Source organism: Mesorhizobium sp. M7D.F.Ca.US.004.01.2.1, assembly GCF_003997785.1.
Lineage (GTDB): Bacteria > Pseudomonadota > Alphaproteobacteria > Rhizobiales > Rhizobiaceae > Mesorhizobium > Mesorhizobium loti.
On record NZ_RZRQ01000025.1, the window covers coordinates 12858 to 34650 of the forward strand.

Annotated in this window: 22 protein-coding genes; 17 read left to right on the forward strand and 5 right to left on the reverse strand. The window is 62.2% G+C overall.

All coding sequences use genetic code 11. The features are described 5' to 3' along the window. Window positions 1–107: 107 nt before the first annotated feature. The 5 genes from EN993_RS06735 to EN993_RS06755 all read left to right on the forward strand — a co-directional run bounded on the left by EN993_RS06735 (window position 108) and on the right by EN993_RS06755 (window position 6359). Window positions 108–977, forward strand: coding sequence for a DUF427 domain-containing protein (locus tag EN993_RS06735; RefSeq protein ID WP_126068319.1), 870 nt, complete (start codon window positions 108–110; stop codon window positions 975–977). A gap of 80 nt (window positions 978–1057) precedes the next feature. After that, complete coding sequence (locus tag EN993_RS06740) at window positions 1058–1822, forward strand: SDR family oxidoreductase (protein ID WP_127262741.1); 765 nt, start codon at window positions 1058–1060, stop codon at window positions 1820–1822. A gap of 418 nt (window positions 1823–2240) precedes the next feature. Then, complete coding sequence (locus EN993_RS06745; protein WP_109662009.1) at window positions 2241–3215, forward strand: ABC transporter substrate-binding protein; 975 nt, start codon at window positions 2241–2243, stop codon at window positions 3213–3215. 79 nt (window positions 3216–3294) lie between these two features. After that, window positions 3295–4380 carry a glycine betaine/L-proline ABC transporter ATP-binding protein gene (locus EN993_RS06750; RefSeq protein WP_126068317.1) on the forward strand — a complete coding sequence of 362 codons (1086 nt, stop codon included), beginning with the start codon at window positions 3295–3297 and terminating at the stop codon, window positions 4378–4380. Beyond that, window positions 4377–6359 (forward strand): ABC transporter permease subunit, encoded by a 1983-nt coding sequence (locus EN993_RS06755; RefSeq protein ID WP_126068316.1) that lies wholly within the window; start codon window positions 4377–4379, stop codon window positions 6357–6359. Before EN993_RS06750 ends, EN993_RS06755 begins: the two co-directional genes overlap by 4 nt. Window positions 6360–6374: 15 nt before the next feature. Here EN993_RS06755 and EN993_RS06760 read toward each other — a convergent pair whose 3' ends face one another. Then, window positions 6375–7733, reverse strand: coding sequence for an NAD(P)/FAD-dependent oxidoreductase (locus EN993_RS06760; RefSeq protein ID WP_109662001.1), 1359 nt, complete (start codon window positions 7731–7733; stop codon window positions 6375–6377). Window positions 7734–7992: 259 nt separating this feature from the next. On the opposite strand from EN993_RS06760, the gene EN993_RS06765 reads away from it, so the two are divergent. Continuing rightward, window positions 7993–8709 carry an XRE family transcriptional regulator gene (locus EN993_RS06765; RefSeq protein ID WP_109661999.1) on the forward strand — a complete coding sequence of 239 codons (717 nt, stop codon included), beginning with the start codon at window positions 7993–7995 and terminating at the stop codon, window positions 8707–8709. A gap of 168 nt (window positions 8710–8877) precedes the next feature. Here the strand turns inward: EN993_RS06765 and EN993_RS06770 are convergent, their stop codons facing one another. The 4 genes from EN993_RS06770 to EN993_RS06785 are packed head-to-tail and all read right to left on the reverse strand — an operon-like array spanning window position 8878 to window position 12661. Beyond that, a complete protein-coding gene (locus tag EN993_RS06770; RefSeq protein WP_127262742.1) occupies window positions 8878–9918 on the reverse strand; it encodes a DUF3445 domain-containing protein in 1041 nt (346 codons plus the stop codon). A 9-nt stretch (window positions 9919–9927) separates the two neighbouring features. Continuing rightward, complete coding sequence (locus EN993_RS06775) at window positions 9928–10893, reverse strand: PDR/VanB family oxidoreductase (RefSeq protein ID WP_126068314.1); 966 nt, start codon at window positions 10891–10893, stop codon at window positions 9928–9930. Beyond that, window positions 10890–11486: a dimethylamine monooxygenase subunit DmmA family protein gene (locus EN993_RS06780; protein WP_127262743.1), complete on the reverse strand. Its 597-nt coding sequence runs from the start codon at window positions 11484–11486 to the stop codon at window positions 10890–10892. The genes EN993_RS06775 and EN993_RS06780 overlap by 4 nt, the downstream gene beginning before the upstream one ends. A gap of 41 nt (window positions 11487–11527) precedes the next feature. Beyond that, complete coding sequence (locus tag EN993_RS06785) at window positions 11528–12661, reverse strand: aminomethyltransferase family protein (protein WP_127262744.1); 1134 nt, start codon at window positions 12659–12661, stop codon at window positions 11528–11530. A 286-nt stretch (window positions 12662–12947) separates the two neighbouring features. On the opposite strand from EN993_RS06785, the gene EN993_RS06790 reads away from it, so the two are divergent. The 11 genes from EN993_RS06790 to EN993_RS06840 all read left to right on the forward strand — a co-directional run. Next, window positions 12948–13235, forward strand: coding sequence for a hypothetical protein (locus EN993_RS06790; protein WP_127262745.1), 288 nt, complete (start codon window positions 12948–12950; stop codon window positions 13233–13235). A gap of 12 nt (window positions 13236–13247) precedes the next feature. Beyond that, window positions 13248–13625, forward strand: a complete 378-nt coding sequence (locus tag EN993_RS06795) for a hypothetical protein (protein ID WP_109661986.1) — start codon at window positions 13248–13250, stop codon at window positions 13623–13625. A gap of 14 nt (window positions 13626–13639) precedes the next feature. Then, on the forward strand, window positions 13640–13801 hold the full coding sequence (locus EN993_RS06800; protein WP_127262746.1) for a hypothetical protein: 162 nt from the start codon (window positions 13640–13642) through the stop codon (window positions 13799–13801). 14 nt (window positions 13802–13815) lie between these two features. Further along, window positions 13816–15210 carry an amino acid permease gene (locus EN993_RS06805; RefSeq protein WP_127262747.1) on the forward strand — a complete coding sequence of 465 codons (1395 nt, stop codon included), beginning with the start codon at window positions 13816–13818 and terminating at the stop codon, window positions 15208–15210. A 45-nt stretch (window positions 15211–15255) separates the two neighbouring features. Then, window positions 15256–15945 (forward strand): hypothetical protein, encoded by a 690-nt coding sequence (locus EN993_RS06810; RefSeq protein WP_164757564.1) that lies wholly within the window; start codon window positions 15256–15258, stop codon window positions 15943–15945. Continuing rightward, window positions 15942–16265 carry a hypothetical protein gene (locus tag EN993_RS06815; protein WP_109661982.1) on the forward strand — a complete coding sequence of 108 codons (324 nt, stop codon included), beginning with the start codon at window positions 15942–15944 and terminating at the stop codon, window positions 16263–16265. The genes EN993_RS06810 and EN993_RS06815 overlap by 4 nt, the downstream gene beginning before the upstream one ends. Before the next feature lie 104 nt (window positions 16266–16369). Further along, a complete protein-coding gene (locus EN993_RS06820) occupies window positions 16370–17266 on the forward strand; it encodes a glutamine amidotransferase family protein (protein ID WP_109661980.1) in 897 nt (298 codons plus the stop codon). A gap of 4 nt (window positions 17267–17270) precedes the next feature. Continuing rightward, entirely contained in the window at window positions 17271–17996 is a 726-nt protein-coding gene (locus EN993_RS06825; RefSeq protein WP_109661978.1) for a GXGXG domain-containing protein, read from the forward strand. Between the two features lie 6 nt (window positions 17997–18002). Beyond that, window positions 18003–19331, forward strand: coding sequence for an FMN-binding glutamate synthase family protein (locus tag EN993_RS06830; RefSeq protein WP_109661976.1), 1329 nt, complete (start codon window positions 18003–18005; stop codon window positions 19329–19331). A gap of 63 nt (window positions 19332–19394) precedes the next feature. Further along, window positions 19395–20702 (forward strand): type III glutamate--ammonia ligase, encoded by a 1308-nt coding sequence (gene glnT / locus EN993_RS06835; protein ID WP_126068309.1) that lies wholly within the window; start codon window positions 19395–19397, stop codon window positions 20700–20702. Window positions 20703–20738: 36 nt separating this feature from the next. Then, window positions 20739–21793 (forward strand): sarcosine oxidase subunit beta family protein (locus EN993_RS06840; protein WP_127262748.1); only part of this gene is annotated, 1055 nt, incomplete at its 3' end.

Here is a 21793-nt window from a genome sequence, read left to right on the forward strand (position 1 = left end):
TGGGGGGCCATCGTTCGAGCCGCTCGATGCCGGAGAAACTCGCCGCCCGAAGCCCTCTTCGACTTAACGGCCCGATACAGGCTTATCTCGCTTTGCGGCAACGCTCGATGACAAAAGAAAAGAAACGGGAGACTACCATTCGCAAGCCCCATCTGCGCGGCCGTGGGCCGCATTTTCCCTTGCTCGACACCATCGTGCAGTACGAATTCGAGCCGGGCTATATAGCCTTCACCATGCCCACGCAGAAGCGCCTGCGTGTGCAGGTGGGGTCAATGACCGTCGCCGATACGACCAACGCCTTGGTGTTCTACGAATCCGATCACCTGCCGGTCTACTACTTCCCGATCGGCGACGTTCGCGAGGAGTTCCTGCTGCCGAGCAAGACGACGACAGAGGACCCCTTCAAGGGCATAGCCACCCACTATTCGCTCAACACCGGCATCACGCTGGTCGAGGACGCGGCCTGGCGCTACCTCGATCCGGTCAAGGGCTGTCCGCCGATATCGGACTACATGTCGTTCACCTGGAGCAAGATGGGCCACTGGTTCGAGGAGGACGAAGAAATCTTCGTCCACGCCCGCGATCCGTTCCGCCGGGTCGACTGCCTGCCGTCCTCGCGGCGCGTGCAGGTCATCCTCGACGGCGAACAGGTCGCTGATTCACGCCGCGGCGTGTTTCTGTTCGAGACCGGCCATCCGGTGCGCCACTATCTGCCGATCGCCGACACGCGGCTCGATATGTTTGCGCCCAGCCGCTACATCTCGCGCTGTCCCTACAAGGGCATCTCCAACTATTATCACGTGACGACCAAGGCCAAGCGCCACGAGAACCTCGTCTGGTATTATCCCGAGCCGGTGCACGAGGCGGAGCGCATCAAGGGGCTGGTCTGCTTCCACCACGAACTGGTCGACAAGATCCTGGTCGATGGCGTCGAAATCCCGAAGGAAGCCACGGCCGCGTCGAGCGGTTATTTCTGAGCATCGAAGCCGCTTGCGTGCGGGCGCTTGATCGAAGCACGGCTCAGCGCATACGCTCCCTGAGACAGGGAGGGCTATCGATGGATCTTTTCAAGCTGGACGGCGATGTCGCGCTGGTTACTGGCGCCGGTAGCGGCATCGGCCAGGCGATCGCGATCGGACTGGCCGAGGCAGGCGCCGAAGTCGCCTGTTTTGGCCATGCATCAAAAGGTGGGCTGGACGAAACGGCCCACCGGATCACGGCGCTCGGCCGCAAGGCGCTGGTGCTGACAGGCACGGTGACGTCGCAGAGTGATCTCGCGGCGGCGATCGATCGCATCGAGGCCGAACTCGGCGCGCTGACCGTCGCCGTCAACAATGCCGGCATTGCCGGCTCTGAACCTGCCGAGACGATGCCGCTGGAGACCTGGCAGAGGGTGCATGAGGTCAATGTCGCCGGCGTCTTCCTGTCCTGTCAGGCCGAAGCGCGCAAGATGCTGGCGCGACGCAAGGGCTCGATCATCAACATCGCCTCGATGTCAGGCACCATCGTCAACCGGGGGCTGACGCAAGCGCACTACAATTCCTCGAAAGCCGCCGTCATCCACATGTCGAAGAGCCTCGCCATGGAGTGGGCCGACCGCGGACTGCGCGTCAATGTCATCAGCCCGGGTTACACGCTGACGCCGATGAACAAACGGCCTGAGGTGGCGGAAGAAGTGAAGATCTTCAAGCGCGACACGCCGATGGGACGCATGGCGGCGCCGGAGGAGATGGTCGGACCGACGGTGTTCCTGGCCAGCCGTGCATCGAGTTTCGTCACCGGCCTCGACCTGATTGTCGATGGCGGCTACGTCTGCTGGTAGTGTTCGACTTCGCCTGCAGTCTGAATTTATACGCCTCGCGAGGTGTTAGTCGTTGCGCGACATGAACCTTGGTATATATAATTTCATCCTATGAAACGGCCTTGGCGAGATGGGGCTTGCCGGGTCGACAGCCGAGAACATGGGACCTTGATGGCTCGCACCTTGCAGGGCGCCGCAAGACTGGCAATCGATCCGCAGATGACCGCTCCCGCAGCGATCCGTCGGCAGTCATGACGCCGACACTCGAGTCCTATTCCATCATCACCGAGATTGAGCACCATCTTGCTTGCGCTGGCCAAAGCCGGGGCAACAATTTGGCGCCGACGGCCTTGCGCAAAGACCAGCCTTTCCAACACAATCAAGAAAAGCCGCAAGAAGGGAACGAACGATAATTTTCACAGCTTGAAGGAGAACAAGCATGTCACTTCGCAGTGTGATTTCGAACTTAACAATGGGAGCCTTCGCACTCGCCGCGGCGAGTGCACTGACACCTTCCGCCCAAGCCGCCGCACCCGAATCCAATGACCCGATCAAGATCGCGCTGTTCGACTGGACCAGCGTCAATCTCAACGCCAAGATCCTCGGCGGTATCCTCGAAAAGCTCGGCTACACCGTCGAATATCCGACAGCCGACTACCTCTCCAGCCTGACCACAGGCCTCACCAACGGCGATCTCGATGTCGGCCTGGAATTCTGGGACACGACCGCCGGCGAGGCCATGAAAGCCTCCGATGCCACCGGCCAAACCGAGCGGCTGGGCAAGCTTGGACCGAAGGCCAAGGAAGAATGGTGGTTTCCCGAATACATGAAGGAGAAATGCCCCGGCCTGCCCAATTGGGAAGCGCTGAAGGATCCGAAATGCGCCGAAGCCTTCTCGACGGCGGAGACCGCGCCGAAGGGGCGCTATCTCGGCGGCCCGGTGACATGGGAAGGCTTTGATGACGAACGTGTCGAGGCACTGAAACTGCCCTTCACCGTCATCCATGCAGGCACCGACGCGGCGATGTTCGCCGAACTGGACTCGGCCTATCAGCGCAAGGCGCCGATCATGCTGTGGATCTATTCGCCGCACTGGGCGCCGGCCAAGTACAAGGGCGAGTGGGTTGAATTCCCCGAATACACGCCCGAGTGCTACAACGACCCGAAATGGGGCGTGAACCCCGACGCCAAATATGACTGCGGCAAGCCGCATGGCGAGATCTGGAAGTACTCCTGGTCCGGCATGAAGGACAAATGGCCGGTCGCCTACAAGGTGGCAAAGGCCTACACGATCGACACCGACGAGCTCAACAAGATGAGCGGCGAGATCGATCTCGGCGGCAAGACGCCGGAAGACGTCGCCGCGGCCTGGATCGCCGCTCATGAGAAAGACTGGAAAGCCTGGGCGCAGTGATCGTTCCGACTGGAAAAATGAGACCCGGCTGCCTGATCAGCCGGGCCTCACTTTCTTGATGTTCCAGAAGGACGTTTGAATGTCGGATAAGACTGAACAGGAGCCAATCGTGGCGGGCACGCCAAAAGATGTCCGTCCGATAAAGCTTGCCTGCCGCAATGTCTGGAAGCTGTTCGGATCGAATGCGACCAGTTTCATCCGCGAACGCGACGGCAAGGCCAGCATGGCCGATGTCACCGCTGCCGGGCTGGTCGGCGCGGTGCGCGCCGTCGACCTCGAAATCCGCCAGGGCGAGATCTTCATCATCATGGGCCTGTCGGGCTCCGGCAAGTCGACGCTGGTGCGCTGCATGTCGCGGCTGGTCGAGCCGACCCACGGCAAGGTCGAATTCGAGGGCAAGGACCTGCTGAAGATCTCGGATGCAGCACTCATCGAATTGCGGCGACACCGGATGGGCATGGTGTTCCAGAACTTTGCCCTGCTGCCGCATCTCAACGTGCTGGAAAACATCGCCTTTCCGCTCAGCATCCAGGGGCAGGACCGGGCGACACGCGAAGCAAGGGCGCGCGAGGTCATCGAGCTTGTCGGCTTAAGGGGGCGCGAGCATTTCTATCCGCGCGAGCTGTCCGGCGGCCAGCAGCAGCGTGTCGGCATCGCCCGCAGCCTGGCGACAAAACCGGAAATCTGGTTCCTCGACGAGCCGTTCTCGGCGCTCGATCCGCTGATCCGCCGCGAAATGCAGGACGAGCTGATGCGGCTGCAGACCATGCTGCACAAGACCATCGTCTTCATCACCCATGATTTCGACGAGGCCATACGACTGGCCGACCGCATCGCCATCATGAAGGATGGCGAGGTCATCCAGGTCGGCACGCCGGAAGAGCTGGTGGTCAATCCGGCCACCAATTATGTCGCCGAGTTCACCCGCGACGTCGACCGCGCCAAGGTGATTTCGGCACGCAGCCTGATGCGCGCCTGCGACGGCTCGGAGCATGGCGGCACCATTGCCCCAGATGCCAAGATCGCCAGCTTCTCGGCCGGTATCGTAGCCGCCAACAAGCCGTTCGCGGTGATCAACGGCACTGGCAAGCCCATCGGCGAAGTGACGCCGCAAGCGGTAATCGATCTGCTGGCCGGCATTGATCGTTCAAGGGCCGGCGCATGACGGTGACCGCGAGCGCCAGCGAGACGCGGTCGCGGCCGGTTCAGGTCTGGCTGCTGGTCTGGGCGGCAGCGCTTGCCGCCGTGCTTGTCGTTTTCCTGCTGCAGGACAGGTTGCCCTGGGCCGTCAACTACCCGGCAAGTGCCGTCGTGCCTGTCGCCGACTGGGTCAGCGCGCTGATGCGCTGGATCAAGTCCAACTTGTCGTGGCTGACCCGCTCGATCACCGCGGTGCTCGGCGTGCCACTCGATTTCGCGCTCAATCTGCTGGCCAAGAATTTCAAGATCGGTCACGGCGCTGATGCCTATGTCCTGCCGCGCCTGTCCTGGGTCGGCGTCTGCGCTGCCGCCTTCCTCGCCGGACATGCCGTTGGCGGCAGAAAACTCAGCCTGCTGGTTGGTGGCTGCTTCCTCTACATCGCGCTGTTCGGCCAATGGACCAGTGCCATGCTGACACTCGGGCTGATCTCCATCGCTGTGCCGTTCTGCATCGTCACCGGGCTGTTCGCCGGTATCTGGGCGTGGCGCAAGCCATGGGCCGAAAGGCTCATTGTCTCCCCTGCCCTTGACCTGATGCAGACGATCCCGACCTTCGCCTACCTGATCCCGATGCTGCTGCTGTTCGGCAACAGCCCGGTCTCGGCGATGATCGCGACCGCCATCTTTGCCACCCCGCCGATGGTGCGGGCGACGATGCTGGGCCTGTCGCGGGTGCCGTCAGAGATCGACGATTTCAGCGAGATGGCCGGCTGCACGGCGCGGCAGAAACTGTGGCGAGTGCTGCTGCCGTCGGCGCGGCCGACGCTGATGATCGGCGTCAACCAGGTGATCATGCTGGCGCTGAACATGGTCATCATCGCCTCGATGATCGGCGCCGGTGGTCTCGGCTACGACGTGCTTCTCGCACTGCGCGCGCTGAAGGTCGGCGAGGCGATGGAAGCGGGCCTTGCCATCGTGGCGCTCGCGATCGCACTCGACCGGCTGAGCCAGGCCATCGCGCACAAGCAGGCAAAGGGCCATGTCCATCAGGAGATGAGCCCGAGCCTCTGGCGGCGCCACCCTAACCTGACGCTGGCCATCGCCATCCTTGTCGTGACAACGCTGCTCGGCCTGTTCGTTCCCGCCTTCGCGGCGGTGCCGAAAGCGATCACCTTCACCACGGCCCCGCTGTGGAAGGCGGCGGTGAACTGGGTGACGATCAATTTCTTCGACACGATCGAAGCGTTTCGCGTGGCGCTCATCCTGAACCTGCTGAACCCGCTGCGCGCCTTCTGCGAAGGGTTTCCGTGGCTGGGTGCGGTGTTCCTGCTCGGCCTTGCCGGCTATCAGCTCAGCGGCTTCCGCCTGGCCGTATTGGTCGCAGCACTGACCGCCTTCTGCGCCGTCACAGGGCTGTGGGAAAAGACCATGGCGACCGTCTATCTCTGCGGCATCTCGGCCTTCATCGCCTGCCTGATCGGCATCCCCATCGGCCTGATGGCGTCGCGCAGCGACCGCTTCGAGAAGATCGTCACACCGGTCATCGACACGCTGCAGGTGTTGCCGTCCTTCTGCTTCATCATTCCGGTGGTGATGCTGTTCAGGGTCGGCGACGTCACCGCGATGATCGCAACGATAGCCTTCGCCGTGGTGCCGGCGATCCGTTACACCAATCATGGCATCAGGCAGGTGCCGCCGGCGCTGATCGAAGCGGCCAAGGTTTCGGGCTGCACGCCGCGCCAGACCTTCTTTCGCGTGCAATTGCCGCTGGCGCTGCCGGAGATCATGCTGGGCGTCAACCAGACGATCCTGATGGCGCTGGCGATGATCATCATCTGCGCCATGGTCGGCACCCGCGATCTCGGCCAGGAAGTGTTCATCGCGCTGTCCAAGGCCGATTCCGGCCGCGGCATCGTCGCGGGTCTCGCCATCGCCTTCATCGGCATCGTCGCCGACCGGCTGTTCAGCGCCTGGACTGCAAAGGCCAGGGCAAGGCTGGGGTAGCCGAGGCGCGCCGCCCTACTCCGCCGCCACGCCCTTCACCTCGAGATAGCTCTCCATCGAATCGTCCAGCGCCTGCAGCCATGGCGTGTGGTGCAGCGGCGCCATGGTGCCGGTCATCAGCGAGCGATAGGCGTGGTCGCGGAAGCTCATGATGTCTTCGCCCTTGTGGTGCTCCCACTCCATGAAGGTCTGGTTGACCGCCTCGACGTCGAAGCCGGGATAGTCGGTCTGGTCCATCAATTCCTTGGTGTAGTCGCCCTGGAACCAGATCATCTGCTCTGCGTCTTCGAGCGTTTCCTCGCGCGCGCGCCACTTCGCGCCATGCTCCGCCATCGCCTCGGCCGACGGCAATTTGATGCGGCCCATGATGACGTCGCGGGCGAACCAGGCCTGCGCGTCGAACATGTTGAAGGTGTAGAACTGGTCCTGCATGCCGATATAGGAGAGCTGCGGGTTCTTTTCCCAGACGACGCCTTCATAGAGGTCAAGCGGCCACATGCGGTTGGCGGTCTTGAGCTTGAGGTCGTCGGTGAGGAAGGGGAAGGAATGCAGATAGCCGGTGCACAGGATGATGGCGTCGACATCCTTGGTGGTGCCATCCTTGAAATGCGCGGTCTTGCCGACAACCTTCTGCAGCAGCGGCACCTCTTTCCAATTGTCAGGCCATTTGAAGCCCATCGGCTTCGAGCGGTAGCTGGAGGTGATCGATTTGGCGCCGTATTTGTAGCATTGCGAGCCGATGTCCTCGGCCGAATAGGAGCGGCCGATGATCAGGATATCCTTGCCCTTGAATTCCATCGCGTCGCGGAAATCATGGCTGTGCAGGATGCGGCCGTTAAAGGTCGAAAAACCCTCGAAATAGGGTACGTTGGGCACAGAGAAATGGCCGGAGGCGACGACGACATTGTCGAACTCTTCCGAATAGGTGACGTCATTGGTGCGGTCATGCGCGGTGACTGTGAACTTCTTCGTCTCGTCCGAAAACGTCACCATGCGCACCGGGCTGTTGAAGCGCACCCATTTTCGCAGGCCGGATTTTTCGACGCGGCCCTTGATGTAGTCCCACAGCACGGCGCGCGGCGGGTAGGAGCCGATCGGCCGGCCGAAATGCTCCTCGAAGGTGTAGTCGGCGAATTCCAGGCACTCCTTCGGTCCGTTCGACCAGAGGTAGCGGTACATTGAGCCGTGCACCGGGTCGCCATGCTCGTCGAGGCCGGTGCGCCAGGTGTAGTTCCACAGGCCGCCCCAGTCCGACTGTTTTTCGAAGCAGACGATCTCTGGAATGTCGGCGCCCTTGTCAGCCGCCGACTTAAAGGCCCTGAGCTGTGCCAGGCCGGACGGGCCGGCTCCGATGACGGCAACGCGACTTTTCATGGCAGGCCTCCCGATCTGAATTGCTCTTACGAAACAAATTTCACTCACAGGGACAGTAATTCGCCCTTTCGTACTGTCAACAGTCCGGTGCTGAAACTGGGTTCCGCTACGGTGGATTTCCTGCGAAAAAACAGACGCGGCCAAACGCCGGATCGTGCGCATGCGCTTTCAGGCGACTTGCCGTCGCAGTTGCGCTGCTGTATCGGCACCTGACATGTTCACCTAGAGTGAAATAAATCCGCAGAGTGCCGGGGGCGACATGGCGAAGACAGTTTCCGATACCAAGGCTGGTCCTGCGGCCGCGAAAGCCAAACCGCTGCCAAAGGTCTCGGCCGACGGGAAAACCATCCGCGCGCCGCTGACGCAGAACCCGCATGCCATTCGCGACACCCGCGAGAAAGTGCTGGAGGTCGCGATCGGCCGCGAGGTGCGCGCCTTCCGCAAGAAGCTCGGCATCACTGTCGCTGATCTCGCGGTCGCCACCGACATCTCGCTGGGCATGCTGTCGAAGATCGAGAACGGCATCACCTCGCCCTCCCTGACCACCTTGCAGGCGCTGTCGCGGGCGCTCGGCGTTCCGGTCACTGCCTTTTTCCGCCGCTTCGAGGAAGAGCGCAGCGCCGTCTTCGTCAAGGCCGGCCAAGGGCTCGATGTTGAGCGCCGGGGCACCCGTGCCGGCCACCAGTACAATCTGCTCGGCCATATCGGCTCGAACACCAGCGGCGTCGTCGTCGAACCCTATCTGATCACGCTGACAGAGGATTCCGACGTGTTCCCGACCTTCCAGCATGAGGGCATGGAGTTCCTCTACATGCTCGAAGGCGAAGTCGTTTACCGGCACGGCAGCAACCTCTACCCGATGAAGCCCGGCGACAGCCTGTTCTTCGACGCCGACGCGCCGCACGGGCCGGAGCAACTGACGAAGCTGCCGATGCGCTATCTGTCGATCATCTGCTATCCGCAGAGCGCGGGCTAAGCGGGACGCAAGCAGCCCCCTCAACCGGATTGCCAACCGAATTGCGAAGGGCAATTCGGGGCAATCCGACCTCTCCCCGAGGGGAGAGGAGGCTGGCGCCAGCGTTGGCGATCTCTTCTCCCCTCGGGGAGAAGGTGGCCGCATAGCGGCCGGATGAGGGGGCCTTGCTCAATCCGGCCCAAACCCCGAACTGGTCGCACTGCCGTCGTCGTGCTTCGACAGCCATTCGACCAGCGCCGGGCGATAGCGCGTCAGGCCCTTGTAGTTGGCGAGTTCGTCGGGCAGGTCGCGGATGACGCGGTGCAGGCGCCGTGCCCATTTCGGCTGCGTCACCAATTCGTCCATCTTGATCAGATAGCAGCGGATCGGGAAGACGATGCCGTTCGAGCGCGGCAGGCGCCAGAAGCTCTGCAGTTCGACCCGCAGATGCACCTTGTCGCCGACATTCTCCGGCGTCACCGTCGCCCGGTCCGGTCCCCATTTGTGGTAATTTTCCGGGCTGGTGTCGAGGCGTGGATTGATCGTCATCGTCCAATTCAGGCGCCGCGCCGGCTTGCCCTGCTGGATGTTGGTGAGGAACTTCAGCGCCCTGACGAAAATCCCCTTCTCATGCGCCAGCGGCACCGGCGCGTGCCATTCGAAGAAGTTCATGCCGATGTCGAAATCGAGCGACCAGTCGGCCTGGGTGGTGACCATTCCGGCATCCATCCATAAATTTCCGTCGCGCTGGTCGAGGATGCAGAAATCGCCCTGACTCTGCCGGGTGATGTATTCCATCGGCCCGTAGGGCAGCGTCGAGGTGTCGCCGAAGGTGAAGGTGTCGTCGATGCCGAGCGGCCGGTTGATCCAGCGCCAGCGGTCGCCGTCGTGGGTCAGCGTGAAATGCTCGGGATAGCCCAGTGCCTGCTGCTCCATCAAAAGCTCGAGCAGGTCCCAGCCGGCCAGCGTCATGTGCGGCAGCGACTGGCAACGCAACGGATCCTCGGCCAGCACCAGCGCCCGGTCCTGCATCTCGGCGACATAGTGCTCGTCGACGTCGATCAGGTTTTCCAGCACGCTGCCCTTCGGCCCGACGACATGCGGCTCGATGTTGACCGCATACATGTAGGCGTCTTCGTGGAACGGAAACGGGAACCGCCTGATGTGCTCAGGGCTGTTCTTGAAGGTGAAGTCGTCGCGGAACGTTTCCTTGCGAAAGGTGATTCCCAAGCTCGCCTCCTATCTTTCCAACACCAGCGACCGACCCTCGAAGCGCGATACGCACGGCATGATCTTCTTGCCCGAACGGTGCTCTTCCTCGCTTAGCCAGTGGTCGTTGTGGATGAACTTGCCGTCCGAAGAGATGACGTTGGTTTCGCACTGGCCGCAGACGCCGCCGCGGCAGAGATAGGGCGGATCGACGCCGGCCGCCTCGATCGCCTCGAGCAGGCTCTGCTGTTCATCGACGCGGATCGTCTTGCCGCTTACGGCAAGCGTCACGTCGAACGGCAGCCCGGGCTGGGGTGCCGCGAAATGCTCGAAATGCACGGTCTCCGATGGCCAGCCGAAGCTTGCCGCGCGGTCACGCACCCAGTTGATCATCCCCGCCGGACCGCAGACATAGAGATGCGTACCGAGCGGCTGCGTCGACAGCAACCGGTCGAGTTCGATGCGCTCGTCAAGGTCGTCATGATAGAGCCTGACCCGGCGGTCGTAGCGCTCGCGCAGCACATCGGCGTAGGTGCCGAGCGATGCGGTGCGGCAGGTGTAGTGCAGTTCGAAATTGCCGCCTTCCGCCGCCAGTTGCGCGGTCTGCGCCATGAATGGCGTGATGCCGATGCCGCCGGCCAGCATCAGATGCTTTTTGGCGCGCAGGTCGAGCGAGAACAGATTGACCGGATAGCTGACCACCATCTCCATGCCGGGCCGGACATTCCGGTGCATGAACAGCGAGCCGCCACGGCCGACATCGTCGCGGCGCACGGAGATCGTGTACTCGCGCGTGTCGAGCGGCGAGCCCATCAACGAATAGGGATTGAGCCTGGTCCGCTCGCCATCGCGCATCTCGACCACGACATGGGCGCCGCCGGAAAAGGTCGGCAAAAGCTCGCCGTCGCGCCGGCGGAAATGGAAGCGGGTGACCAGATCGTTGACCGGGACGACATCGCTGACCACGACATCGAGTTTTGTTGTTCCGGTGCTCATCCAAAAATCTCCTCCATCGGAGGAATCTCTGAGCGATCTTCCGCATTGATGCAGACGCCCTGGAAGGCGGCGATGCGCCTGGAATAGTGATCGCGCACCAGAAGGAGCAGGCCGCAATGCGCGCAGGTCGCCGGCTGCGTGGTCACATTCTCGGTGATGCCCTTGCAGTGCACGCACTGCATGCGCCGCGCCAGCGAGCCGCGGTGCTCGGTCTGGATCGAGGTGTGGTCGATGCCGGCCTCGAGCGCTACCTGCATCGCCTGGCCGATCAGGCCTTCGGTGCCCGAGAGGTAAAGGCGCAGGCCCATATGCGCATTGGCGAGTGTCTGCCTGAGCCGTGGCAGCAGGCTGGCGAAGGACGGCGCCTGATGAAACTGTGCCGGTTTCAGCGCGTCGAGCGCGGCGATGTGGTTGCCGTCAGGCCCAGGAATGAAGACGATTTCGGCGTCGTCGAAAAACCCGGGCGGCGCCCTCTCGGCCATCTCCGCTATCGCCAGCGCCCCTTCCGCATCCGCGATGAAAAGATGATGCTTGCCGGGCTGCGGAGACAAGGTTCCGTAAACGGGTCGGCTGATGATACTTTTGGCTGCCATTTAAGTCTTCGTGCCTCGAACCCCTCGCCGTTGACTATGCCTCAACCTTTCGCCGTGCGCTTGGTCTTCTTGGGATCGTCGAATGGCAATGGCTGGGCGGTGGCCTTGATGGCACCGCTCTTGTTGCGGATTTCGAGCTTGGTATCCTTGACCGCGCAGTCGACGTCGAGGCGGGCGATGCCCATCGATTTCTTGACCAGCGGCGAATACATGGCGCAAGTCACCACGCCGACCTTCTTGCCGTCGCGATAGATCGGCGCGCCTTCATCGGCCGGCTCCTTGCCGTCGAGCAGAATGCCATAGATCTTGAAGCGTTCCTTGCCTTTCAGGCGGTAATGCTCCTCGGCGCCGCGGAAGCCGGTCTTGCCAGGACTGACGGTGAAATCGAGGCCGAGTTCCCACAGCGTGTCGCCGGGGCCTTCATTGTCGAACGGATATTTTTGGGAATTGTCGTAGGGATAGAAGAGCAGATAACTTTCGACGCGCAGCATGTCGAGCGTGGTAAAGCGGCATGGAATGATGCCGGCGCTCTTGCCCTCGTCGAGGATCCTGTCCCAGATCGTGCCGGCATCCTGGCCGCGGCAGAAGATCTCGTAGCCGCGCTCGCCGGTATAGCCGGTGCGCGAGATCATCACCGGAAGGCCGAACAGCTGCGTCTGCATGTGATGGAAATAGTTGAGGTCGCGGATACCCGGCACGTGCTTGGCCAGATAGTCGACTGATGTCGGACCCTGCAGTGACAAATCGTGCAGATTGTCGTCGAAGCGCAGCGAGACATCGCGTCCTACGGATGCACGCTGCAACTCCTCATGGCCGGTGCCCGAACCGTGCACGACCATCCATGCATTCGGTCCAGTTCGGTAGAGGATGCAATCGTCGGTGAATTTTCCCGCCTCGTTCAGCATGCAGGCATAGGCCGACTTGCCTGGGTAGATCTTTTCGACATCGCGGGTCGTCGCCAGGTCGATCAGGTGTGAAGCATGCGGCCCGGTGATGTGGACCTTCTTGAGGCCGGAGACATCCATCAGACCGGCCTTGGTGCGGATGGCGATGTACTCCTCGTCGGCATCCTTGTCGTAGGTCCAGGCGGTTCCCATCCCGCTCCAGTCTTCGAGCTTCGAACCGAGCGCGCGGTGGCGATCCGCCAGGGTCGAAAATCTCCAGGATGCCGTCATCCGCTCGTCCTCCGTTTCGAAAAATCTCTGCTGTTCCCTGCCCCCTGCGCAGCGGCGGGAGCTTTGGCCGAATATTGACCGCAAACCTCCGGGCGCTGCAATACCCATAAGCAATTAATTTCATTGTCAGGCAAAATCAGCCGCGCGAAGCAAACAGTTAACCCCGCGTAAATCGCGCTTGACAATTGCGGAATTCGGACGGAGTTTATGAAAAAAATTTCACTCTCTTGAAAGAGGGCAGCGAGCGGCCAATTCGGGGTCGAGCGTTGGAAAAAGGGGAAAACCGATGTCAGACGTGCAGCAGCGCATCGAAGCGCTGTATCGTTCCGACGTGCGCGGATCCGCGCTCCTGATCGTCTGCCTGTGGGCGACGATCCTCTTCGTCCTCCTCATGACGTGGCCCTACATCCCGCATGGCGGCATCAAGGCCGTGGTCGCGATCGCCGCCGCCGCCGTGCTGATCTTTAACACGGCCGCGATCCTGGCGATGGTCAAGCACTACAAGGAAGACAAGGATTTCATCTACGGGCTCGATATCAAGAACGCCGACGCGTTCCGCAACCGCAAGTCCTGAGGGGTAGAAGAGATGTCCCGTTACACGCCACCGGAGCAAAGCAAGGCCGGGCAAGTTTTCGACATCGCCGTCGTCGTGGTGGCCATTTTCGTGGCGCTGTGGCTGCCGCTCAAGCTGGGCCTTGCCGGCGCGGCGAAATCCATCGATGCGCTCGACGCCAAGACGTGGGAAGCGCTTGGCCAGAACCCGACAATGGCGTCGATCTGGGAAAAGCTCGGCTACACGCCCGAGACCGCGCACGACATCATCCAGAACCGCTTCCACTATGTCATCGACTGGCCGACGCTGATCATCATGGCCGCGGTGCTGGTCGGCTATTTCGTCTTCCTGTTTCGCGCATCCGACCGCGAATATCGCGACGTCATCAACGAAAAATTCGACGACAAATAATCGAGGGACGCACCATGTGGACGGTACTCTCCTACGCATGCTGGGGCATCTCGATCGTGCTTGCCCTTTGGATGCTCTACGACTGGTTCAAGGTCGACACGACCTTCTCCGAAGAGGTGCTGACCTCGTCGCGCGAAGGCGAGCTTGAAGCCGCTTCCGAAAAACACCGGATCTGAGTGGGGATTGAACAATGACGGTCACACTTGAACCGGCAATTCACGGGGACAGGGTTTCACTGCTCCGCGTGCTTGGCCCCGCCCATGTCTGGGCACTCGGCGTCGGCATCGTTCTGGTCGGCGAATTCACCGGCTGGAATTTTGCCGCCGACAAGGGCGGCGCGCTGGCAGCACTGATCGTCTGCTGGGTCGTCGGATTGCTCTACACCTCGGTCGCGATGATCGATTCCGAGGTCACATCGACCGTCGCCGCCGCCGGCGGTCAATATGCGCAGGCCAAGCACATCGTCGGACCGCTGATGGCGTTCAATGTCGCGCTGTTCCTGGTCTTTGCCTACACCATGCTCGAAGTGTCCGACGCCATCCTGCTCGGCGATACCATCGTCGCCAAGGCGGGGGTCGAAGGCCTCACCCACAATTCCTTCATCGCAGCGACCATCGTCGTACTAGCGTGGCTGAACTATCGCGGCGTGCTGATGACGCTCAACGTCAACTTCGTCATCACCGCGATCGCCTATATCTCGATCGTCATCCTGTTCTTTTCGGTCAGCCCGTGGACGCAAGGCGCGGTGCTGAAGCTCAACGAACTGGTCACTCCCGGTAATGCCCTGCCGTATGGCTGGATCGGCGTCATCGCCGCCTTCCAGTTCGGCATCTGGTACTATCTCGGCATCGAGGGCACCACGCAGGCCGCCGAGGAAGTGCGCTCGCCCGCCCGCTCGCTGCCTTATGGCACCATGGCCGGCATGATCACGCTTTTGATCGCCGCCGCCATGACCTGGTATGTCTGCGCCTCGATGATGCCATGGGAATATCTGGGCATCACCTATTATCCACTATGGGACGCGGGCAAGCTGACCGGCAGTCCGCTGCTCGAGAATCTGTTGTTTGTCGCCACGCTGCTTGCCGCGATGGCCTCCGCCAATGGCTGCATCAACGATGCGGCGCGCGCCTGGTTCTCGCTCGGCCGTGACCGCTATCTGCCGACATGGTTCTCGGCGGTGCATCCGAGATATCGCACGCCCTATCGCTCGATCCTGTTCCTGCTGCCGATCGCGCTGGCCTTCGCCTTCATCGCCGACCTCAACCAGGCGATCACCTTCTCGATCCTGTCAGGCGTGCTGCAATACACCTTCATGAGCATCAACATCATCATGTTCCGCAAGAAGTGGCCACTCGGCTCGATCCGCCGCGGCTATACGCACCCCTTCCATCCGATCCCAGCCATCGTGCTGTTTTGCCTGTGCGTGGTGACCTTCTTCGCCATCTTCCTCGGCTTCGGCTCGCAGCTGATCGCCATGGTCGCCTTCTACTTCCTGATCTCGCTGTGGTTCCATTTCTATCGCTACAAATTCGTGCGGCGCGGCGATCAGTTCACCATGCCGTGGCCAAAGCCGCAGGGTTATTGATGGGAGTAGGCCCGTCCGGATCCTGGGCGGGCCTGGCATGAGAAAATGTCCGAGGTGACATCAGCACTGCTTGCCGGGGCCATTGTCCTGGCTGTCGTCCTCCACCTTGCCTGGCAGGCGCGTGCCAGCCGCAGCAGGGCGTCGATGGCGCTCGCCGTCGAGCAGGACCGCATCCGCGCAGTCATCGCCGACGCAGCCAATGTTTCGGACGGCACCGTCGGCGTCATCACCTGGGAAGGATCGTGGAACAGCAAACGTGTCCAGGTGCGCACCATCGTCGATACGCTGGCGACGCGGAAACTGCCTGCGCGCTGGCTCAGTGTTTCGATCACCGAAGAGGTCGCGGTGCCAGCTACGTTCGACATGATGATGCGGCCGGGCTCGCCGACGACCTTCTCCAATTTCGATCATCTTGAGCACACACTGCCCAAGGCTCCCGGATTTCCTGCCGAGGCGGTGCTGCGCACCGACCGCAGGGCGGCGCGCTTCCCACAAGGCCTCATCTCCAGCCATATCGAGATCTTTGCCGAAGGGTGCGCCAAGGAACTGCTGATCACGCCCAAGGGTATACGCATCGTCTGGCTGGTGGCGGAGGCCGAACGGGCACGCTATGGCGTTTTCCGGCAGGCCGAATTTGGCGGCGCCACACTCGATCCCGCACTGATCGAAAGACTGCTGGTGTCGGTGTCGGCGCTTCGCGACGCCATCAACAAAAGCGAACGGCAGGCCGCATGACCAGTTCCATCACTGCGCCCACCAACCCCTATCTGGTTCTCGGCGCTGCAATCGTGCTGCCGGCAAGCGGGCACGTCATTCTGGGCGTGCCGGTGCGCGGCCTTCAGTTCCTCTTCTTCTTGGTGATCCTGGCATGGGTCACCGCCAAGATCGCGCCGCCAGACGCCAGCTTTGTCGGTCGTCATGCCGGCGGCTTTCTAATCTATGCCTTGTCGATCCTCGACGCCTACAAGATCGCCCGCATCCGCACCGCCAAATGGGTTCACAATGCCCGGCGAGACGGCGACAATGCACAGAGCGGCATTGGGCCGCATACGTAACTAGAGGAAAATTTTTTTCATATGATTGAATTTATGGGACTCATTCGATACATCATCTCTTAGCTACAAACGATCTCTTAGCTACAAACCACCGGGAGGCTGACATGTGTGGAATTGTCGGACTGTTTTTGAAGGACAAGGCGCTGGAACCCCAGCTTGGTGCGATGCTGTCGCAGATGCTGATCTCGCTCAGCGATCGCGGTCCGGACAGCGCCGGCATCGCCATCTACGGCGCGCCTTCCAAAAATGAGGCCAAGATCACCATCCAGTCGGCCAAGCCCGACCGCGATTTCCGCGGTCTCGAGGCGGAGCTCGCCAAGGCCATCGGCACGCCGGTGACGATCGCGGTGAAGTCGACCCATGCCGTCGTCAGGACCACGCCCGCCAAGATCGACGAGGCGCGCGAAACCATCCAGGCGCTGCGCCCCGACATCCGCATCATGGGCGCTGGCGACGTTGTCGAGATCTACAAGGAAGTCGGCCTGCCCGAGGCGGTCGTCGATCGCTTCGATGTCCGCAAGATGACCGGCACGCATGGCATCGGCCATACCCGGATGGCAACGGAATCGGCGGTGACGACGATGGGCGCGCATCCGTTCTCGACCGGAGCCGACCAGTGCCTGGTGCACAATGGTTCGCTGTCCAACCACAACAATGTCCGCCGCGAACTGATCCGCGAAGGTATGAAATTCGAGACCGAGAACGACACCGAGGTCGCTGCCGCATATCTCTCCTCGCAGATGGCGCATGGCAAGAATCTCGGCGAGGCGCTGGAAGGCACGCTCTCCGATCTCGACGGCTTCTTCACCTTCGTCGTCGGCACCAAGAACGGCTTCGGCGTGGTGCGCGATCCGATCGCCTGCAAGCCCGCCGTGATGGCCGAAACCGACCAGTATGTCGCCTTCGGCTCGGAATATCGCGCGCTGACCAAACTGCCCGGCATAGACAATGCGAGGGTCTGGGAACCCGAGCCCGCAACCGTCTATTTCTGGGAGCATTGAGTTCATGCCGGCAACCACGCTTTCAAAGACTGCGGCGCACGACCCTCGGGTCTTCGATCTCGACCAACTGTCGTTGCGCGAACTCAACCAGGCGCTTCACAATCTGGCTCCCGGCTCGAACGAAACGGCATGGGAAGTGCTGAACCCGAAGGGCAGCCATTCGGTCGCCGTCGGCGTCGACCAGCCTGTTGCCATCGATGTGCGCGGCAGCGTCGGCTATTACTGCGGCGGCATGAATTCCGGCAGCACCATCACCGTGCATGGTTCGGCAGGCCCCGGCGTCGGCGAGAACATGATGTCGGGCTCGATCACCATCAAGGGCGACGCCAGCCAATATGCCGGCGCCACCGGCAAGGGCGGCCTGCTGGTCATCGAAGGCAACGCCTCGTCACGTTGCGGCATTTCGATGAAGGGCATCGACATCGTCGTGCACGGCAATATCGGCCACATGTCGGCCTTCATGGCGCAATCGGGCAATCTGGTGGTGCTGGGCGATGCCGGCGATGCGCTCGGCGATTCCATCTACGAGGCGCGGCTGTTCGTGCGCGGCAAGGTCGACAGCCTCGGCGCCGACTGCATCGCCAAGGAGATGCGGCCCGAGCATCTGGAATTGCTGCAGGGCCTGCTCGATCGCGCCGGCGTGACCGGCGTCAAGCCGGCGGAATTCAAGCGCTACGGCTCGGCGCGCACGCTCTACAATTTCAATATCGACAACGCCGACGCGTATTGAGGCAGCATGACCTACAGGAACCCGCCGACGACGCCGCGCAAATCCGCGACCTTCGACGACTATACGCTTTCCGAGATCCGCCGTGCCGCGGCGACCGGCATCTATGACATCCGCGGCGCTGGCGCCAAGCGCAAGCTGCCGCATTTCGACGACCTTCTGTTCCTCGGCGCCTCGATCTCGCGTTACCCGCTCGAAGGCTATCGCGAACGCTGCGACACGAGCGTCGTGCTCGGCTCTCGCCATGCCAAGAAGCCGATCGAACTGAAAATCCCGATTACCATCGCCGGCATGAGTTTTGGCTCGCTGTCAGGCCCCGCCAAGGAAGCCCTCGGACGGGGCGCGACCCTGTCGGGCACCTCGACCACCACCGGCGACGGCGGCATGACCGAGGAAGAGCGCGGCCATTCCAAGCAACTGGTCTATCAATATTTGCCCTCGCGCTATGGCATGAATCCACGCGATTTGCGCCGCGCCGATGCGATCGAAGTCGTCGTCGGCCAGGGCGCCAAGCCGGGTGGCGGCGGCATGCTGCTTGGCCAGAAGATTTCCGACCGTGTCGCCGAAATGCGCACGTTGCCGAAAGGCATCGACCAGCGCTCGGCCTCGCGCCATCCCGACTGGACCGGACCCGACGATCTCGAGATCAAGATCCTCGAACTGCGCGAAATCACCGACTGGGAAAAGCCGATCTACGTCAAGGTCGGCGGCGCCCGGCCCTATTATGACACGGCGCTTGCGGTGAAGGCGGGCGCCGATGTCGTCGTCGTCGACGGCATGCAGGGCGGCACCGCCGCCACACAGGAAGTGTTCATCGAAAATGTCGGTATGCCGACGCTTGCCTGCATCAGGCCGGCGGTGCAGGCGCTGCAAGACTTGGGCATGCACCGCAAGGTGCAACTGATCGTCTCCGGCGGCATCCGCAACGGCGCCGATGTCGCCAAGGCGCTGGCGCTCGGCGTCGACGCGGTCTCGATCGGCACGGCTGCCCTTGTCGCGCTCGGTGACAACGATCCGCGCTGGGAGGCGGAGTATAACGAGCTCGGCACCACGGCCGGCGCCTATGACGACTGGCACGAGGGCCGCGACCCGGCTGGCATCACCACGCAGGACCCCGAATTGATGAAGCGGGTCGATCCGGTGGCTGCCGGACGCCGGCTGGCGAACTTCCTCAAGGTGATGACGCTTGAGGCTCAAACGATCGCCCGCGCGTGCGGCAAGAACAGCCTGCACAATCTGGAACCCGAGGACCTCGTCGCCCTGACGATCGAGGCAGCGGCCATGGCCGGCGTGCCGCTGGCCGGCACCAACTGGATACCGGGGAAGAACGGCTTCTAATCAACGAAGGGCCGAAGCCCACACGCTCTGGGGCCACAATCGACAAAAAAATGGGGAACTTCCGTGACAGCTGATCTTGCAGAATTCGCAAGGGCGAAAAACGTCAAATATTTCATGATTTCCTACACTGACCTGTTCAGTGGCCAGCGTGCCAAGTTGGTGCCGGCACAGGCAATCGCCGACATGCAGAAGGACGGCGCCGGCTTTGCCGGGTTCGCCACCTGGCTGGACCTGACGCCGGCGCATCCCGACATGCTGGCGGTGCCGGATCCGGATTCGGTGATCCAGCTGCCGTGGAAGCCTGAGGTCGCCTGGGTCGCTGCCAACTGCATCATGGACGACAAGGAGGTCGACCAGGCGCCGCGCAACACGCTGAAGCGGCTGATTGCCGAAGCGGCCAGCGACGGCATGCATGTCAAGACCGGCGTCGAGGCCGAGTTCTTCCTGATCTCGCCCGACGGCAAGACGATTTCCGACGAATACGACACGGCCTCAAAGCCCTGCTACGACCAGCAAGCGGTGATGCGGCGCTACGACGTCATCGCCGAGATTTGCGACCACATGCTGGCGCTCGGCTGGGGCGCCTACCAAAACGACCACGAGGACGCCAACGGCCAGTTCGAGATGAACTGGGCCTTTGACGATGCGCTGGCGACCGCCGACAAGCACTCGTTCTTCAAGTTCATGGTCAAGTCGATCGCGGAAAAGCATGGCCTGCGCGCGACCTTCATGCCCAAACCCTTCCAGGGCCTGACCGGCAATGGCTGCCATGCCCATATCTCGGTCTGGGACAAGGCCGGCAAGACCAACGTCTTCGCCGACAATGCGATGGAGCTTGGCCTCTCGGCCAAGGGCAGGAATTTCCTCGGCGGCATCATGAAGCATGCCTCCGCGCTGGCCGCGATCACCAATCCGACGGTCAACTCCTACAAGCGCATCAACGCGCCGCGTACGATCTCGGGCGCGACCTGGGCGCCGAACACAGTGACCTGGACCGGCAACAACCGCACCCATATGGTGCGTGTGCCCGGCCCCGGGCGCTTCGAACTGCGGCTGCCGGATGGGGCGGCCAACCCCTATCTCCTGCAGGCCGTTATCATCGCCGCCGGCCTCGACGGCATTCGCTCGAAGGCCGATCCCGGCAAGCGCTACGACATCGACATGTACCAGCATGGACACACGGTGAAGGGTGCGCCGAAGCTGCCGCTCAACCTGCTCGATGCGCTGCGCGAGTTCGACAAGGACAAATCGCTCAAGGCGGCGCTGGGTGAGGAATTCTCGTCGGCCTACCTAAAGCTGAAGCACCAGGAATGGAATTCCTATGCTTCGCACTTCACGCAATGGGAGCGCGACCACACGCTGGACATTTAGTCGACCCAGCGGTGCGAGCGACCTCGGAATGAACTGATGAAATACTCGATCTTCTCGCTCGCCCGCGCCGCCCTGTCCGGCCACAAGAATTGGCAACGCACCTGGCGCGACGCCACGCCGAAGGACCGCTACGACGTGGTGATCATCGGCGGCGGCGGCCATGGCTTGGCCACCGCATGGTTCCTGGCCAGCGAGTACGGCATCAAGAATGTCGCCGTGCTCGAAAAAGGCTGGATCGGCTCCGGCAATGCCGGCCGCAACACCACCATCATCCGCTCCAATTACGGCCTGCCCGGCAACACCGGCTTCTACGAACTGTCGATGAAGCTGTGGGAGCGGATGGAGCAGGACCTCAACTACAACACGATGGTCAGCCAGCGCGGCGTCATCAACCTCTACCACTCCGACGCGCAGCGAGACGCCTATGCCCGGCGCGGCAACACCATGCGCATCAACGGCATCGACGCCGAACTGCTCGATCTCGCCGCGGTCAAGAAGATGATACCGTTCCTGAACTTCGACAATGCGCGCTTCCCGGTGCAAGGCGGGCTCTTGCAGCGGCGCGGCGGCACCGCGCGGCACGATGCGGTGGTCTGGGGCTACGCGCACGCGGCGAGCGCGCTCGGCGTCGATATCATCCAGAATTGCGAAGTCACCGGCTTCGTCAGGGACGCCAATGGCAAGGTGACTGGCGTCGAGACATCCCGCGGCAAGATCGGCGGCGGTAAGGTCGGCATGGCTGTCGCCGGCTCCTCGTCGCGCGTCGCGGCGATGGCCGGTCTGCGCCTGCCGATCGAAAGCCATGTGCTGCAGGCCTTTGTCTCCGAGGCGATCAAGCCGCTTATCCCCGGCGTCATGACCTTCGGCGCCGGCCATTTCTATGTCAGCCAGTCCGACAAGGGCGGGCTGGTCTTCGGCGGCGACATAGACGGCTACAATTCCTACGCCCAGCGCGGCAACATGCCTGTCATGGAGGACGTCTGCGAGGGCGGTATGGCGCTGATGCCGATGATCGGCCGCGTGCGCCTGCTGCGCCAGTGGGGCGGCATCAGCGCCATACCGCCCTCGCAGACGTCCTCCATGACAGGCAT